The sequence below is a fragment of the Arthrobacter sp. 10N418 genome (assembly GCF_056394725.1).
Genome location: NZ_JBFTIK010000021.1, coordinates 51,668 through 66,954, shown reverse-complemented (window position 1 = coordinate 66,954; position 15,287 = coordinate 51,668). Strand labels below are relative to the sequence as shown.

The window sequence follows — 15,287 nt, the reverse complement described above, 5'->3', positions numbered from 1 at the left end:
CCCTTCGGCGCGAGAAAAGCATTAGGGTGGGACACGAAGACCTCCGTTTGTGGAACTGGACTCTAGACAAGCCCCACTCCACTCGGAGGTCTTCTTCATGTCACCCCACCACGCCGAATGTCACCAACCTCCGTGGGTAATACACCTAGACGACGAGCCGTGCTTAGGCGGCGAGCCTCGCTTAGCCGAAGACCAGGTGCGCCAGCGTGAAGATGGCCAGCCCCGCGAGGGCTCCCACCACGGTGCCGTTGATCCGGATGAACTGCAGATCCTTGCCCACCTGGAGCTCGATCTTCTGCGAGGTTTCCTCGGCGTCCCAGCGGGCCACGGTGTCGGTGATGACGCCGGCAATATCCGAGCGGTACGTTTTCACGAGGTAGCCCGCGGCGTCGCCGATCCAGGCGTTCACCTTGCCGGCCAGCTCCGGATCGACCACCAGCCGGGTGCCGAAATCGTGCACGGCGGCCTTGAACTTCACCGTCAGTTCACTGTGGGGATCGTCGACGGCGGTCAGCAGCGCCGCCTTGATGGTGCCCCACGTGCGGGAGGCCAGCTCCCTGACCTCGGGATCGCCGAGCACCTGCGCCTTGATGCCCTCGGCCCGGGCGATCATGACGGGATCGTGCTGCAGGTCCTTGGCCAGCGACTTGAGGTACGTGTCGATGGACTGGCGGACCTGGTGCTGCGGATCGGACTGCACCGCCTTGGTGAACTTCAGGATCTCCAGATAGACCTTGTCGCCGACGAGGCCGTCCACGAACTGCGGAACCCACTGCGGGGAGCGGTCCGAGACCAGCCTGCCGACGGTCTCGTGGTTGTCCCGCACCCAGTCCACGGTTCGGTCCACGAGGAGGTCCACGAGGGTGTGGTGGTGGCCGTCGGCGAAGATCCGCTCCGCGAGCCGTCCCACCGGCGGCCCCCACGGGGGAGTGAGCAGGTGCCTGCGGACCATTCCCTCGATCACGGACTGGACGTCGTCGTCATTGAGGACCTTGAACGCGCCGCGGATGACGGCTGCGCCCTCCTTCGCGACGCGCTCGGCGCCGCCGGGACCGGACAGCCAGGCGCCCGCCTTCCGCGCGATGTCCGCCGACGCCAGCTTCTCCTGGACCACCTCTTCGGACAGGAAGTTGGTCTCCACGAATTCGCCCAGCGAGGCGCCGATCTGGTCCTTGCGGCGCGGAATGATGGCGGTGTGGGGGATCTTGATGCCCATCGGGTACTTGAACAGGGCCGTGACGGCGAACCAGTCGGCCAGGGCGCCCACCATGCCGCCCTCGGCCGCGGCCCGGACGTACTCAAGCGACGGATACTGCTTCTGCAGGGCGAAGGCGGCCACGAAGACGATGGCCATCGCGATCAGCAGGGACAGGGCCAGCAGTTTCATGCTCCGCAGGGCCGCAGCCTTTTCGACGTCATTGGATGCGTCGCCTTGCCGGCCGGCCGGGCCGGCTGCCTGGGCGGCAGGCGGCGCGGAGGTGCCGCCCGCGCCGCCGGAACGGGTATTTGCCTCAGTGTTCACCTGCATGTGCCCAGCCTAGTCCCGCACGGGCAGCGGCTGTCCGCTAACGTGTCACCATGACGACTGACGTGTCCATCCCCGCCCGTCCGCTGGTGTACGCCCACCGGGGCTCGAGCGGAGCTTTCGCCGAGCACACCCGGGCCGCCTATCTGCAGGCAATCACCGACGGCGCCGATGGCGTGGAGTGCGACATCCACCTGACCCGGGACCAGCACGCGGTGCTGCTGCACGACGCCAACCTGGACCGGACCTCGGACGGCACCGGGCCCGTGGCCGACCGAACCCTGGAAGAGCTCCGGCTGCTGGACTTCTCCTCCTGGAAAGGTGCAAAAATCCCGGATGAATACGGCGCCCGGTCCGAACAGCTCCTGACCCTGGCTGAGCTGCTCGACATCCTGCGCTCGGCCGGACGGGAGATCGGCCTGGCGATCGAACTCAAGCACCCCAGCCCCTTCCAGCTCAAGCTCGAAGACAGGATCCTCGAAATCCTCACGGCCGAAGGCTGGAATCCGGAGTCGTCGATGCTGGGGAACATCACGGTGTCGTTCATGAGTTTCAGCCCGGATTCTGTCAAGCACCTGCTCAAGTCCGTTCCGGCGTCGTCCGTCTGCCAACTGGTGGACGACGTGGTTGTGGAGGAAATCCGGGAGGAACTCGGTCTCGGGGCCCTCACCGGCAGCGCACTGGCCAACGTCATGAAAGCCGCGCAGACCGAAGCGGAGCGGATCCTCGATGAATGCGAGGCCGGCATGGCCGGTCCCGGCATTGACTATGTCCGCAGCCACGCGCGCACAGTCCAACGCTGGCTCGACTCCGGGCGGCGGTTCCGGGTATGGACCGTGGACTCAGAAAACGACGTGGCCCTGTGCCAGGGGCTCGGCATCCACGAGATCACCACAAACCGCCCGGCCGAGGTCCTGGCCCAGCTCACGGCCGGCAGCCGGCCGCTGCGCTGAACTCCGCCCCTCCGGCCCGCTGCCTCCGGATTACGGCCGGCACTGCGGCTGTGGTTGAGTGGTTCCATGCCATTTCCCTGGTCCGGCCCGGCCACTCAGACACTGTCCGCGGCCGCCATGAGTGCCCTGCTGCTGGCCAGTGCCGGAAAGCACTTCCGCGAGCCGGAATTCTTTGACCACGTGGTCCCGGACGTTCTCTGCCGCGACGACTCGGGGGACACTCCGAACGGGCCCTTCGCCGTTCTCTCCCGCGAGGAGTGGGTCGCGGCGAGCGGGCTCCTGGAAGCCGCCGCCGCCGTCGGGCTGCTGGTCCCGGCCACCCGCCGGGCCGCGGCCGGCTGCGTCACGGCGATGTTCACCCTGTTCCTCGCCGGTCACGTTGACGCACTGCGCAAAGCCTACGGCCCGGCGGGAACGCCCCGCGGACGGAAGGCACACACAGTACGGCTGTCGTTCCAGGTTCCCCTTATCCTCTGGGCCTGGACCCTGATGAAACGGCCCGTGCGGCACCCGGCTCCGCGGAAGCCGGCTCCGGGATTGCGGCTGTGAAACTCCTGCAGTCCCCGGCTGTGCGGATCGGGCTCTCCATCAGCATCGCCACTGGCCTCTACGGGGTGTCCTTCGGTGCCCTGTCCGTCACCTCGGGACTCGACTTCTGGCAGACCATGGCCTTGAGCCTCTTATTGTTCAGCGGCGGGTCACAGTTCGCCTTTATCGGGGTGGTGGCCGGCGGCGGCTCCGGGGTCGCCGCCATGGGTGCCGCGACCCTGCTGGGCATGCGCAACGGCATTTACGGCATGCAGATCAACGCCCTGCTGCGGCCTCGCGGCTGGCTCCGCTTCGCGGCGGCCCAGCTCACGATCGATGAATCCACCGCGACGGGCACGGGGCAGACGGACCCGATCGAGCAGAAGCGCGGTTTCTGGACCGCCGGGATCGGCGTCTTCTTCCTCTGGAACCTGTTCACGGCGCTGGGGGCGCTGGCTGGAGGCGCCCTGGGGGACCCCAAGCAGTGGGGCCTCGACGGCGCGGCTGTCGCGGCTTTCCTGGGCCTGCTGTGGCCGCGGCTGAAAGGCCGGGAACCGGTCGCGATCGCCGTCGTCTGCGCATTGGCCACCGTACTGGCCGTTCCGTTCGTGCCCTCCGGTGTTCCGATTCTCGTCGCGGCCGTCGTCGCGGCAGCGGTCGGCTGGTTCAGTCGCGGGCGCCGTGACGAAGGCCTGGAACCGGACGTGGACCCCTACGCCGGGCACCACGTTGTCCATCCCCCCGATAGCCCGCCCGGTAGCGCCGCATGAACCTCTGGATGTGGCTGCTCCTGTCCTGTCTGCTCGCCTACGCCTGGAAGCTGCTCGGATACCTGGTGCCGGCCAGCCTGCTCCGCAATCCCCGGACGTCACGGATCGCCGGAACCATGACGATCGGTCTGCTGGCGTCCCTGACGGTCGTCAACGCCGTCGCCTCGGGCCAGTCCCTCGCGTTGGACGCGCGGCTGGGCTCGCTGGCCGCGGCCGGAATCGCGCTGTGCTTCCGGGCGCCCTTCCTCGTCGTGGTGCTGGCCGGGGCCGCCGCGGCCGCCGGACTGCGCCTCATGGGTTGGGACTGACGGGCCGCAGCCGACCGGCCGCCTCTGACCGGCCGCCTCTGACCGGCCGCAATGAATCGGCCGGAGCACACTGGCTGCACCGGGCGCAGCGGAATGGTCTTTAGTCCCTATTGGGGGCAGAAACCGCGTGGGAGCATTCGAAGATGAGTGAAAAAGAGGACCCGGAGGCCACAGGGGGGGCCACGGGCGAGCCAGGCAAGGGGCATCGTGCCAAGCCCCACGAGCCCTTCGTTCCCCCGGGCGCCGAGTCCACCAGGGAACTGCGGGAGATGGCCCGACGGCGCCGGGAAGCCGAGGAGAAGCTTCAGCACCACCTTCTCGAGGCCAAAGAGAAGCCGGCGGAGGACTGATGCCGGCGGCCCGTTTGTCGGAGCGGCTGCAGGACCTGGTGCTCGATAATGCGAGCCTTGACGAGTTCCTCGACGAGCTGTCCGGCGTCTCCGCCGAGTTTGCTGTCTTTGCTGCCGGGTGCCCGGTTCTGTGTTCGGTGCGGCTGACCCGGCACCGGCTGCCGGCAGCCCTTGCCGGCAGCGCACCCGAGGCGCTCGCCCTGGAGCAGCTGCAGGACCGATTCTTCGGCCCGGGGCTGGAAGCCCTGAAGACCGGGAAGGCAACACGGCTCAACGGCGCCGTCGCGGAGCCGTGGATGGTCCGCTACCAGCAGGCCGCGGCCCAGCGCGGCAGCCGGAGCATTTTGAGCGTGCCGCTGGCGCTCGATCACGGGGCCGCGGCCGTCCTGACGTTCTTCGCCGCCTGCCCCGGCGCGTTCGACGGCGGGATTGCCGACGCGTGCGAGGCCTTCGCCGCGACGGCCGGCAAGTCCATGCGGCTGGCCGTGCGGCTCGGGTCCGTCGAGAGCATGAACCGGGACCTGCTGCAGGCCATGAAGTCGCGCACCATCATCAATCTCGCATCCGGGATTCTCATGGCCCAAAGCCGCTGCTCCCAGGCTGAGGCCTTCAACCTCCTCAGCAAAGTCTCCAACAACCGCAACGTCAAGCTGCGGATCGTGGCCGAGGAGATCCTGCGCCGGTTCGACTACGGTGCGAGTTCCACCGACTTCAGCGCCCGGGCGTAGCCGGCAGCGGCATTAGCCCAGCACGGCCTCGAACGCCGTGCCGGGAAACGGCGCCTGCGGAGGCAGAGGACGGTGCGGCCGCTCGGAACGGATGGCGTCTTCGATGAGCGCCACAGGGCGGCGCCAGGCGTCCGAGCCGGGCTCCATGGTGTCCACGACGCCGATCAGCATGGCCAGGAGGCGGATCATGTCCGCCATGGAGATATCGCTGCGGAGGGTTCCCTGCCCCTGCCCCCGCCCCAGCAGCACTGCGACCGATTCGATCAGGCCGCCGGTGATCCCGGTCAACAGTCCCCGGCGCCCCGCGACGGCGCCCAGGAGGTTGGCGTCCTCACTGGCAACGCGCATCAGGGCATTGATGACCCGAAGCAGGCCGTCGGCGGCGTCGGGAGCCGCAAGCGCCTCGTCAATGACCGGATCGACCTGCTCCCGGAGCTGCCGGTTCAGTGCCGCGAGCACAAGTTCTTCCTTGTCCGCGAAATTCCGGAACAGCGTTGCCGGCCCCACTCCGGCCGTCACGGCGATGGTCTGCAGGGGAACTTCCGGGCCGTGCTCGCGGAAGCAATCCATGGCCGCGGTGATGATCTTGTCCACGTTGCGCGCCGCGTCAGCGCGGAGCGGCCTGCGGTCTACTGCCCGGTTCATTTGCCTAGGGTAGCAACGCCAAGGTTGGAGAAACCTGTTACTTCCGGGTATCCCGTTATGTGACGTTTTCCGCCACCTGTCCGGGGCGCTGAAGCCTCTCAGGCACGTGAAAGACTAGGGCCCGAAGGCCTGCAAAAGTGGCCGGAAGGCCGGATCGCGTGAAGGGAAACAACCACATGCTCGTAGCATTTTCCGTGGCACCGTCAGGAGCGCCCGCCAACGGCCAGGCGCCCGGGGACGCTTCGGTCCACGATGCCGTCGCCGAGGCCGTGCGGATCGTCCGGGAGTCCGGGCTGCCGAACCACACGGACTCCATGTTCACCACGATCGAGGGCGAATGGGATGAGGTGTTCGCTGTTCTCAAACGGGCCACCGAAGCCGTCGGGCGCTATGGCAGCCGGGTTTCGCTGGTCATCAAGGCGGACATTCGTCCCGGGTTCTCCGGCGAACTCACCGGCAAAGTGGAGCGGCTCGAGAAGGCGATCGGCGAGGCCCGGAACGCCGGCTGAGGCCGGACCCCGGACAGCCTACCGCCCGGCCCGGGCAACTGGGAGACTTGGGGCATGATCGAGCATCAGGCCGCCTCCGGGTGGGTTGCCGTCGAGGACTTCCTTTCCGCCGTCGTGGTCCGCCCGGACCGGTCGCTCCAGCGTGCCGTGACCACCGCCCTGGAAGCGGGCATGCCGCCCATCGAGGTGGCACCCAACGCCGGCAAACTCCTGAAACTGCTGGTGCAGCTCTCCGGCGCCCGCCGCGTGCTGGAGATCGGAACACTGGCCGGCTTCAGCACCATCTGGATGGCCCAGGGGCTGCCCGACGGCGGCCGGCTGGTGACGTGCGAATACCTCCCCAAACATGCCCGGGTGGCCCGGGCAAACGTCGACGACGCGGGACTGGGCCACAAAGTGGAGATCCGGGTCGGTGCTGCGCTGGACACATTGCGGGCCCTCAGCAAAGAGGCCGTGGCGCCTTTCGATTTCGTCTTCATCGACGCGGACAAGGAAAACAACCCGCACTACCTCGACTGGGCCATCCGGCTGGGGCGGCCGGGCACCACGATCGTGATGGACAACGTGGTCTGGGAAGGCGCAGTGCTTGATCCCTCGATGGACACCGTGAACGCTCCGGGCATCATCAGCGCCCTGCAGATGATGGGCGAGGACCCTCGGCTGGACGGAACAGTGATCCAGACCGTCGGCTCCAAGGGCTGGGACGGGTTCGCCCTTGCGCTCGTGCGGTAGGGGCGGCCAGGCCATGCGCGGCAGATGCAGTAAGTCGCGGGCGGCCCGCCCGGCCGGAAGCAAGTGCTAAGTATGCTTAGATTTACTAAGCGGCGCCCCTGCCGGCGGCCGCGGACGCGAACGGACCAGACGCACTTCCCGAAGGAAAAACAGGCCTCCGAATGAACGGGACCCCCGACACCACTCTCCCTTCCGCTGTGCGGATAAGCTCTTCGGCGGCGGAACTGGACGCGATCCGTCCGTTGCTCGCGGCCGCACACGCGGCAGCCGGCGATGTCCCGGCGCTCCTGGACCTGGCCAAAGCCGCGGCACGGACGGCGCCGAGGCCTGGGGAGGGCGCCACCGCTCTCCTGTGGGAGGTCCTTGCCTCCGTCACCGCAGTCGACGTCGCGGCCGGCCGGGTGCTGGAACCGCACCTGGACGCCGCGGCCATCCTCGCCCAGGCAACCCATGACGCGGCAGCGGAAGACGGAGATGTCCAGGATTTTGGCGGGGCCCACTTCGAGGGAACCTGGGGCGTGTTTGCGGCCGAGGCCCCCGGGCTGCGCCTCGGTGCCCGGGACGCCCCCGGCGGATTCCTGCTCGACGGGTCCAAGCCGTGGTGTTCCCTGGCCGCGCAGCTGGACCATGCCGTCGTAACGGCCCATGTCGAAGGCCGCGGCCGGGCCGCCTTCGCCGTCGACCTCCACGCCGACGGGGTGAGCTTCGCAGACCCCGGCTGGACCAGCCGGGGTCTGCGTGAAGTCCCCAGCGGCACCGTGCACTTCGACGCTGTGCCGGCCGTGCCCTTGGGCGCCCCGGGCTGGTATTACCAGCGTCCCGGCTTCGCCTGGGGCGGCATGGGCGTTGCCGCCTGCTGGCTGGGCGGGGCCGTCGCCGTGGCGCGGAGCTTCAAGGAGTCCCTGCGGAAAGCCGCCGCCGGCGGACGCGAGCCGGACCAGATCGCCCTGGCACACCTCGGCGAGATCGACCGCACCCTGGGCTCCCTGACCGCCTATCTGGCGTTGACCGCCGCCCGGATCGACTCCGGGGGGCTCTCGGGGACGAACGCGTGGAGCGAGGCCCTGCGCGTCAGGGGCAACGTCGCGGCCGCCGTCGAACGCATCCAGTCCCTGGTGAGCCAGAACCTGGGACCCGGCCCGCTCGTATTCGACGAGCAGTACGGAAAACGGATGGCGGACCTTTCCCTCTACATCCGCCAGCACCATGCGATGCGGGATGATGCCCAGCTGGGTGCCCTGACGCTGACAGGAGAGAGCCCGTGGTGAGCTTCACGCACAACGACGCCGGGACCAGCGAGGACGCCTGGGCAGCCAACGGCCTTGCCGTGCTCCCGGAACTGCCGCTGGACGCAGCGGAACTGGCCGGCACCGCGTTCCTCGTCCTGGCCGCCCACCCCGATGACGAATCGCTCGGCGCCGGCGGCCTCCTGGCCCGGCTGCACGCCCTCGGCGCCGACGTCCGGGTCCTGCTGTGCACGGCGGGTGAGGCCTCGCACCCCGGATCGCCGACCACGACGCCGGAACAGCTGGCCGCAGTCCGGCTCCGGGAATTCGGTGGCGCCCTCGCGCAGCTCCTGCCGGACGCCGCATGGGAGTATCTGGCACTGCCGGACGGCAAGCTTGCCGAACACCGGGAGCCGATCCGCACTGCGCTGCAGGACGCCGCCGCTCACAGCGGCCGGGCCGCCGACAGGACCGTCCTCGTGGCCCCCTACCGCCGCGACGGCCACACGGACCACGAGGTGCTGGGATCCGTCGCCGCCGAAGTCAGCGCCGCCCGGGGCTACGGGTTGCTGGAATACCCCATCTGGTACTGGCTGTGGGCTGAACCTGCCGACCCGGCGTGGCAGTCCTGGCTCCGGGTGCTCCTGAGCCCGGCCGAGCTACGGGCCAAACACGACGCCATGGCAGCCCATGCCTCCCAGGTCCGGGCCCTGTCCGGGCTGCCCGGGGACGAAGTGCTCCTGCCGACGGCCTTCCTGGAGCACTTCGAACGGCCCTGGGAGACCTTCGCCTGGCAGCGGCCGGCTGCCGCGTCTTCGGGTGCCGGGCCCGGCCGCGCCTACGCCGCCGATGACGCGGAGACCGTCTTCGACGCCGTCCACAACCGCAGCGAAGACCCCTGGCACTACACCAGCAGCTGGTACGAGCACCGCAAACGATCCCTCACCCTGGCGGCACTCCCGGGCCGGAGCTACACGTCCGGACTCGAAATCGGGTGCTCCATCGGAGCCCTGAGCGTGGAGCTTGCGCCACGGTGCGGCAGCTTCCTGGCGGTGGACGCGAGCAGTGCGGCCCTCACACACGCCGCCAGGCGGCTCGCCCACCTGCCCGCAGCCCGGACCCGGCACCTCACCGTTCCGCAGGACTGGCCGGACGGCTCGTTCGATCTGATCGTGGTTTCCGAGGTCGGCTACTACCTCTCGCCCGCGGAACTGGCCGGGTTGTTCGAGCGGGTTGAGGGCGCCCTCCTGCCCGGCGGGACCCTGGTCTTGTGTCATTGGCGGCACCCGCTCAAAGGCTGGGAGCTCGACGGCGACGCCGTCCACGCCGCGGCGCGCCGGCAGCTCGGCTGGGCCGCCGGCGGCCTCTACCGGGAGCGCGATTTCGTCCTGGAGGTCCTCCTGGCGCCCGACGCCGGACCGGAAACACCGGCGCCCGACGCCGGACCGGAAACACCGGCGCCCGACGCCGCACCGGGCCGGTGACGGGGATGGGGATGGCAGCACTCGCCCTGCCGCTGCCGCGGGGGCACCGCATCGAACGAATCGCCGTCGTCATGCCGGCCCACAACGAGGAAGCGCATCTTGACAGGGCGCTGCTGGCCCTGCAGCGGGCCGCCGACGCCCTGCACCGGGTCCGCCCTGAGGTGGACGTCCGGGTGACAGTCGTGCTGGACAGCTGTACGGACCGCTCGGCCGCCATCGCCGCAGGGTATGTTGCCGCGGACCACCGCTTCAGCGCCGTCGACGTCCGTTTCCGCAACGCCGGCGCCAGCCGCGAAGCCGGGATCAGGGCTGCCGGAATCGGGGTACCGCGGCGCAGGCCGCCGGGCAAACGGTGGACCCCGCCGCCGTGGGCGGGACGGACCTGGCTGGCCAACACCGATGCCGATTCCCGGGTCCCGGAGAACTGGCTGGTGCGCCAGCTTGAGTTTGCCGAGGCGGGAGCCGACGCCGTCCTGGGGTCCGTCGAACCGGACCCCGAAGGAATGGATCCCGGACTGCTCCGCCGGTGGCTGGAACGCCACCCTTTTGAAGAAGACCACCCGCACGTCTACGGCGCCAACTTCGGGGTGCGGGCATCGGCCTATCTCGCGGCCGGCGGATTCCCCAAACTTGCATCCCAGGAGGACCGGACCCTGGTCCAGAACCTCCGCAACCATGCGTTCGCCATCACGGCGACGGACAGCATGCGGGTGCTGACCTCCGGGCGGACCCAGGCGCGGGCCCCGCACGGCTTCGGCGCGTACCTCAAGAGCCTTGGCCGGTCCCGGCCGCCGGCGGCCGGCTGACACTTCGCACCGGCGACGGGACGCGCCAGGAACCACGGGGCCGGCCACGCAATGACCCGAGCTGGGACTGCTGGCCGTCTTGCTGGTCCTGGGTCCGGTGGCAACGCTGCTGGGCCACGCCCCGCCATCTCCCGGCGGGCGGGCCGTCGCGCTTGCTGCCATTCCCGCCGTCCTGGTCGCGGACTGGCTCTACAAACTCGCCCGGCACCGCCGGACCGGCGGCCCGCCTGCGGCACAAAGGTCCTAAGCCTCTGACCCACGGGACGTGAATCCACGCAGTATCAGTCCATCGCCAATGCCAGGAGCGCAGACATGGTTGAATCGCTGATTTTGTGGTTTGAAGAGATCGGCATGGGCGACGTCCCGCGCGTGGGCGGCAAGAACGCCTCCCTCGGCGAACTCATCCAGTCGCTCAAGACCCAGGGCGTGCGCGTCCCGGACGGGTTCGCCACCACGTCCGACGCATACCGGAGCTTCCTCGACGCGAACGGGATCGAGGCGGCCATGCGCTCGCGGATCCTCGACTACCGGTCCGGAGACGCGTCGCTGCGCGCCACCGGGGAAGCCATCCGGGAGCTGTTCCTGGGCAGCGAATTCCCGGACGACATCGCCGAATCGATCCGCGCCCACTACCGGACGCTGGGGGAGCGCGCAGGGGTGGACACACTCTCCGTCGCCGTCCGCAGCAGCGCCACGGCCGAGGACCTCCCCGACGCGAGCTTCGCGGGACAGCAGGAGACCTTCCTGAACATTGCCGGGGAGCGGGAGCTTCTGGATGCCTGCCGCCGCTGCTACGCCTCGCTCTTCACCGACCGGGCCATCAGCTACCGCGAGGTCAAGGGCTTCGACCACAGGGACGTGGCCCTCTCGATCGGCGTCCAGCGGATGGTGCGCTCCGACGTCGGAGCCTCCGGGGTGATGTTCTCCATCGACACCGACTCGGGCTTCCCCCGCGCGGCCGTGATCAGCGCGGCCTGGGGCCTGGGCGAGACCGTCGTCCAGGGCACCATCAACCCGGACAAATACCTGGTCTTCAAGCCTCTCCTGGCTGAGGAGAAGTTCACGCCGATCGTCGAGAAGACCCTCGGTTCCAAGGACCGCAAGATGGTCTACAGCCAGGGCGGCAGCGCGCGTACCCGGATGGTGGACACCTCCGAAGCGGAGCGCCGCGCCTTCGTGCTCGACGACGCCGAAATCCTCGCCCTCGCCCGCTGGGCCGTGAGCGTCGAGAACCACTACGGCCAGCCGATGGACATGGAGTGGGCCAAGGACGGGCAGACCGGAGAACTTTTCATGGTCCAGGCCCGGCCGGAGACGGTCCAGTCGCTCAAGACCGGTCCGCGCTTCGCCCTCCACCACCTGCTGGAAAAGGGCCCGGTGCTCGCCACCGGGGCGGCGATCGGCGACTCCATTGCGCAGGGCACCGCCTGCGTGATCAGGAGCGCCTCGGACATCGGGAAGTTCCGCGACGGCGCCATCCTGGTCACCGAGATGACCGACCCGGACTGGGTCCCCGTCATGAAGCGGGCGGCCGGGATCGTGACGGACCACGGCGGTCCGACGAGCCACGCGGCAATCGTGAGCAGGGAACTGGGGGTGCCCGCCGTCGTCGGAACCGGAAACGCCACGACCGTCCTCGCCGAGGGCCTCGCCGTGACCATCTCCTGCGCGGAGGGCGACCAGGGCCGGGTGTACGAGGGAAGCCTGGCGTTCGAAACCGAGGACGTAAACCTCGGGGAGCTGCCGGAGACGCACACCCTGGTCATGGTCAACATCGCCAGCCCCGCAGCAGCCTTCCAGTGGTGGCGGCTGCCCGCCGACGGCGTCGGGCTGGCCCGGATGGAATTCATCATCTCCAGCCTGATCCGGATCCATCCGATGGCGCTGGTCCACCCCGAGCGGGTCACCGATGCCGGGGAAGCCGCACAGATCCGCGAGCTGACGCGGGGCTACGCGGATCCAAAAGAGTACTTCGTGGACTCCCTCGCCCGGGGCATCGCGAAAATCGCCGCGCCCTACCACCCCCGGCCGGTGATCGTCCGGCTCAGCGACTTCAAAACCAACGAGTACGCGCACCTGGTCGGTGGCGCCTCCTTCGAGGAACCGGAGGAGAACCCGATGCTCGGCTTCCGCGGCGCCTCCCGCTACTACGACGACCGCTACCGCGACGGTTTCGCCCTCGAGTGCCTGGCGCTCAAACGGGTCCGCGAACAGCTTGGCTTCGGCAACATCATCGTCATGGTGCCGTTTTGCCGGACCCCGCAGGAAGCGGACAAGGTGCTGGCCGTCATGGCAGAGCACGGTCTGGTGCGCGGGCAGGACGGGCTTCAGGTCTACATGATGTGCGAGATCCCCTCCAACGTGGTCCTGGCCGAGAAATTCGCCCCCCGGTTCGACGGCTTCTCGATCGGCTCCAACGACCTCACGCAGCTGGTCCTGGGCGTGGACCGGGATTCAGGCCAGCTCGCGACGCTCTTCGATGAGCGGGACGAGGCCGTCATGGCCATGATCAGCGAAGCCATCCGCAAAGCCCACACCGCCGGGATCAAGATCGGCATCTGCGGCCAGGGCCCAAGCAACCACCCGGACTTCGCGGCGTTCCTCGTCCGCGAGGGCATCGATTCGATCTCGTTGAACCCGGACAGCTACCTCAGGACCGTTCCCCGGATCGCCGAGGCAGAGAAGCTGGCTTCAGGCGGGTAGCGGCAGGGGCTGTGCGTCCCGCGCCTTTCCCTTCGGCGCCTGTCCCGCCCGAGCCCAGGGCGCGCAGCGCGTTGAGGATGGTGGCCAGGTCCACTAGTTCCTGGGACAGGGCGCCGGCAATGGCGGGCACGTACCCGGCGGCGGCGGCCAGCATGAGGCCAACGCTGAGGGCAATCCCGATCCAGATACTCTGCAGGGCCACCTGCACCGTCCGCTGCCCGATCCTGACAGCCGAGGCCACCTTCGACAGGTCGTCCAGGATGATCACGACGTCGGCGGACTCGCCGGCCGCCGTCGAACCGCGGGCACCCATGGCAATGCCGACGTCGGCGACGGCGAGGACGGGAGCATCGTTGACACCGTCCCCGACCATCATCACCGGGCGTTCAGGCAGCGACCGGACCGCTTCGACCTTGTCCGGCGGCAGGCATTCGGCGCGGACATCCGTCAGCCCGGCCTCCGACGCTATGTGCTGGGCCGTGGCGAGCGCGTCACCGGTCAGCATGACGGTCCGGGTCACGCCCAGGGACCCGAGTTCAGCCAGGGTGCGGCGGGTCTCTTTGCGGATCGGATCGCTCATCACGAGGCAACCGACGAATTCGCCGCCCACCCCGACATAGATGCCAAGCTCCCCGCTGGCCAACTCCGTCTCCAACACCCCGGGGGCAGATTCCGCCACGAAACCGGGCTTGCCGACCACCACGTCCTGGCCGTCGAAGCGTGCCCGGACCCCGTGGGTGGCGAACTCGGTGGCCTCGGTGGCGGTCGAGAAGGCCAGCCCCCGGGACCGGGCGGCGTCCATCACCGACGCGGCCAGCACGTGGGAGGAATACTGCTCGGCCGAGGCCGCCAGCCGCAGGACCTCGGCCTCGGGCACGGATCCGGCCGTCCTCACGCCGACGATCGCGGGGCGGCCGTAGGTCAAGGTTCCCGTCTTGTCGAAGGCCACGGTCCTGATCCGGCTGAGTTGTTCGAGGACGCCGGCGTACTTGACGATGATGCCGGAGCGCGCGGCCCGGCTCATGCCGCCCAGGAACGCCACAGGGGCGGCGATCAGCAGCGGGCAGGGGGTGGCCACCACCAGCACCTCGGCGAAGCGTGCCGGGCTGCCGCTGACGATCCAGCCGATTGCGCCAAGGATGTAGGCGAGGGCAGTGAAGGGGACGGCGTACCGGTCGGCCAGCCGGACCATCGGGGCTTTGCTCTCCGATGCTTCCTTGACCAGGGCAACGATCCGGCTGTACTGAGAATCCTCCATCAGCGCCGTGACCTGCATCCGGACCGCGGCCTCGCCGTTGAGGGAACCGCTCATGAGGCCGTCGCCGGCGCTCCGCTCCACCGGAAGGCTCTCTCCGGTGAGCGAGGATTCGTCGAAAGTTCCCGAGTCGGAGAGCAGGATGCCGTCCAGCGGCACGACTTCACCTGGTTTTATGAGCAGGATGTCGCCGATTTCGACGTCGGTGGCCGCCACGTCTTCGTGCTGGCCGCCTGTTTTGGTTTCGCCGGATTGGGTTCCGGCGGCGGAGGTGCCGTCGCGCTCCCGGTGGGCCGTCTGCGGGACGCGCTCCAGCAGCGAAGTCAGCTCTTTCTTGGCCCGGCCCGCGGCGTAGTCCTCGAGTGCCGTGCCGCCGGCCATCATGAGCACGATGATCATGGAGGCGATGAATTCGCCGACCAGCACGGTGCTGGCAATCGCGGTGACCGCCAGGATGTCGATGCCCCACAGGCGGCGCAGCAGCCGGCGGACCATCCCGACCGACAGATAGGCCGCCACAGCCAGCGCGTAGATACTTGCGGTGACCTGGGCGGTTCCGGCATGTCCGGACTGCAGGAGTACGAGCACCGCGAGTAGGGCAATGAGTGTGCCTGCTACAAGCGGATACCGGAGCATCAGTTTCACGGATATCCCGCCTTAGCATTCGCGTTGTCTTCACGCGTCTTCCACTACGTGCATCCTACTGCGGGCCCGGCCGCCAGTGGGCTCCCGGGACGCAGGTTAAGAGGCTCCGGCGGCCATTCC

15 protein-coding genes are annotated in these 15,287 nt (G+C 68.9%); 12 read left to right on the top strand and 3 right to left on the bottom strand.

Going from position 1 to position 15,287, the window contains the following annotated elements:
• Positions 1-181: 181 nt before the first annotated feature.
• Positions 182-1,528, bottom strand: a complete 1,347-nt coding sequence (locus tag AC1DCZ_RS15875; RefSeq protein WP_476975442.1) for a DUF445 domain-containing protein — start codon at positions 1,526-1,528, stop codon at positions 182-184.
• Positions 1,529-1,578: 50 nt separating this feature from the next.
• On the opposite strand from AC1DCZ_RS15875, the gene AC1DCZ_RS15870 reads away from it, so the two are divergent.
• From AC1DCZ_RS15870 to AC1DCZ_RS15845, 6 genes are all read left to right on the top strand, one after another.
• Positions 1,579-2,478, top strand: coding sequence for a glycerophosphodiester phosphodiesterase (locus AC1DCZ_RS15870; protein WP_476975441.1), 900 nt, complete (start codon positions 1,579-1,581; stop codon positions 2,476-2,478).
• Positions 2,479-2,544: 66 nt separating this feature from the next.
• Positions 2,545-3,027, top strand: coding sequence for a DoxX family protein (locus AC1DCZ_RS15865; RefSeq protein ID WP_476975440.1), 483 nt, complete (start codon positions 2,545-2,547; stop codon positions 3,025-3,027).
• Positions 3,024-3,776 (top strand): AzlC family ABC transporter permease, encoded by a 753-nt coding sequence (locus AC1DCZ_RS15860; RefSeq protein ID WP_476975439.1) that lies wholly within the window; start codon positions 3,024-3,026, stop codon positions 3,774-3,776. Before AC1DCZ_RS15865 ends, AC1DCZ_RS15860 begins: the two co-directional genes overlap by 4 nt.
• Complete coding sequence (locus AC1DCZ_RS15855; protein ID WP_476975438.1) at positions 3,773-4,084, top strand: AzlD domain-containing protein; 312 nt, start codon at positions 3,773-3,775, stop codon at positions 4,082-4,084. The genes AC1DCZ_RS15860 and AC1DCZ_RS15855 overlap by 4 nt, the downstream gene beginning before the upstream one ends.
• Positions 4,085-4,227: 143 nt before the next feature.
• Positions 4,228-4,434 carry a hypothetical protein gene (locus AC1DCZ_RS15850; protein ID WP_476896299.1) on the top strand — a complete coding sequence of 69 codons (207 nt, stop codon included), beginning with the start codon at positions 4,228-4,230 and terminating at the stop codon, positions 4,432-4,434.
• Positions 4,434-5,162, top strand: a complete 729-nt coding sequence (locus tag AC1DCZ_RS15845; protein WP_476975437.1) for a GAF and ANTAR domain-containing protein — start codon at positions 4,434-4,436, stop codon at positions 5,160-5,162. The genes AC1DCZ_RS15850 and AC1DCZ_RS15845 overlap by 1 nt, the downstream gene beginning before the upstream one ends.
• Positions 5,163-5,174: 12 nt before the next feature.
• Here AC1DCZ_RS15845 and AC1DCZ_RS15840 read toward each other — a convergent pair whose 3' ends face one another.
• Entirely contained in the window at positions 5,175-5,807 is a 633-nt protein-coding gene (locus AC1DCZ_RS15840) for a TetR/AcrR family transcriptional regulator (RefSeq protein WP_476975436.1), read from the bottom strand.
• Positions 5,808-5,983: 176 nt separating this feature from the next.
• Between AC1DCZ_RS15840 and AC1DCZ_RS15835 the strand changes: the two genes are divergently transcribed.
• From AC1DCZ_RS15835 to ppsA, 6 genes are all read left to right on the top strand, one after another.
• Positions 5,984-6,316, top strand: a complete 333-nt coding sequence (locus AC1DCZ_RS15835) for a thiamine-binding protein (protein WP_476975435.1) — start codon at positions 5,984-5,986, stop codon at positions 6,314-6,316.
• Positions 6,317-6,370: 54 nt separating this feature from the next.
• Positions 6,371-7,048: an O-methyltransferase gene (locus AC1DCZ_RS15830; RefSeq protein ID WP_476896295.1), complete on the top strand. Its 678-nt coding sequence runs from the start codon at positions 6,371-6,373 to the stop codon at positions 7,046-7,048.
• 161 nt (positions 7,049-7,209) lie between these two features.
• On the top strand, positions 7,210-8,316 hold the full coding sequence (locus AC1DCZ_RS15825; RefSeq protein WP_476975434.1) for a hypothetical protein: 1,107 nt from the start codon (positions 7,210-7,212) through the stop codon (positions 8,314-8,316).
• Positions 8,310-9,758, top strand: coding sequence for a PIG-L family deacetylase (locus tag AC1DCZ_RS15820; RefSeq protein WP_476975433.1), 1,449 nt, complete (start codon positions 8,310-8,312; stop codon positions 9,756-9,758). Before AC1DCZ_RS15825 ends, AC1DCZ_RS15820 begins: the two co-directional genes overlap by 7 nt.
• An 11-nt stretch (positions 9,759-9,769) precedes the next feature.
• On the top strand, positions 9,770-10,564 hold the full coding sequence (locus AC1DCZ_RS15815) for a glycosyltransferase family 2 protein (protein ID WP_476975432.1): 795 nt from the start codon (positions 9,770-9,772) through the stop codon (positions 10,562-10,564).
• 312 nt (positions 10,565-10,876) lie between these two features.
• On the top strand, positions 10,877-13,267 hold the full coding sequence (ppsA, locus tag AC1DCZ_RS15810) for a phosphoenolpyruvate synthase (RefSeq protein WP_476975431.1): 2,391 nt from the start codon (positions 10,877-10,879) through the stop codon (positions 13,265-13,267).
• On the opposite strand, the gene AC1DCZ_RS15805 is transcribed toward ppsA, so the two are convergent.
• Positions 13,215-15,158 carry a heavy metal translocating P-type ATPase gene (locus tag AC1DCZ_RS15805; RefSeq protein WP_476975448.1) on the bottom strand — a complete coding sequence of 648 codons (1,944 nt, stop codon included), beginning with the start codon at positions 15,156-15,158 and terminating at the stop codon, positions 13,215-13,217. The genes ppsA and AC1DCZ_RS15805 overlap by 53 nt on opposite strands.
• Between the last annotated feature and the right edge of the window lie 129 nt (positions 15,159-15,287).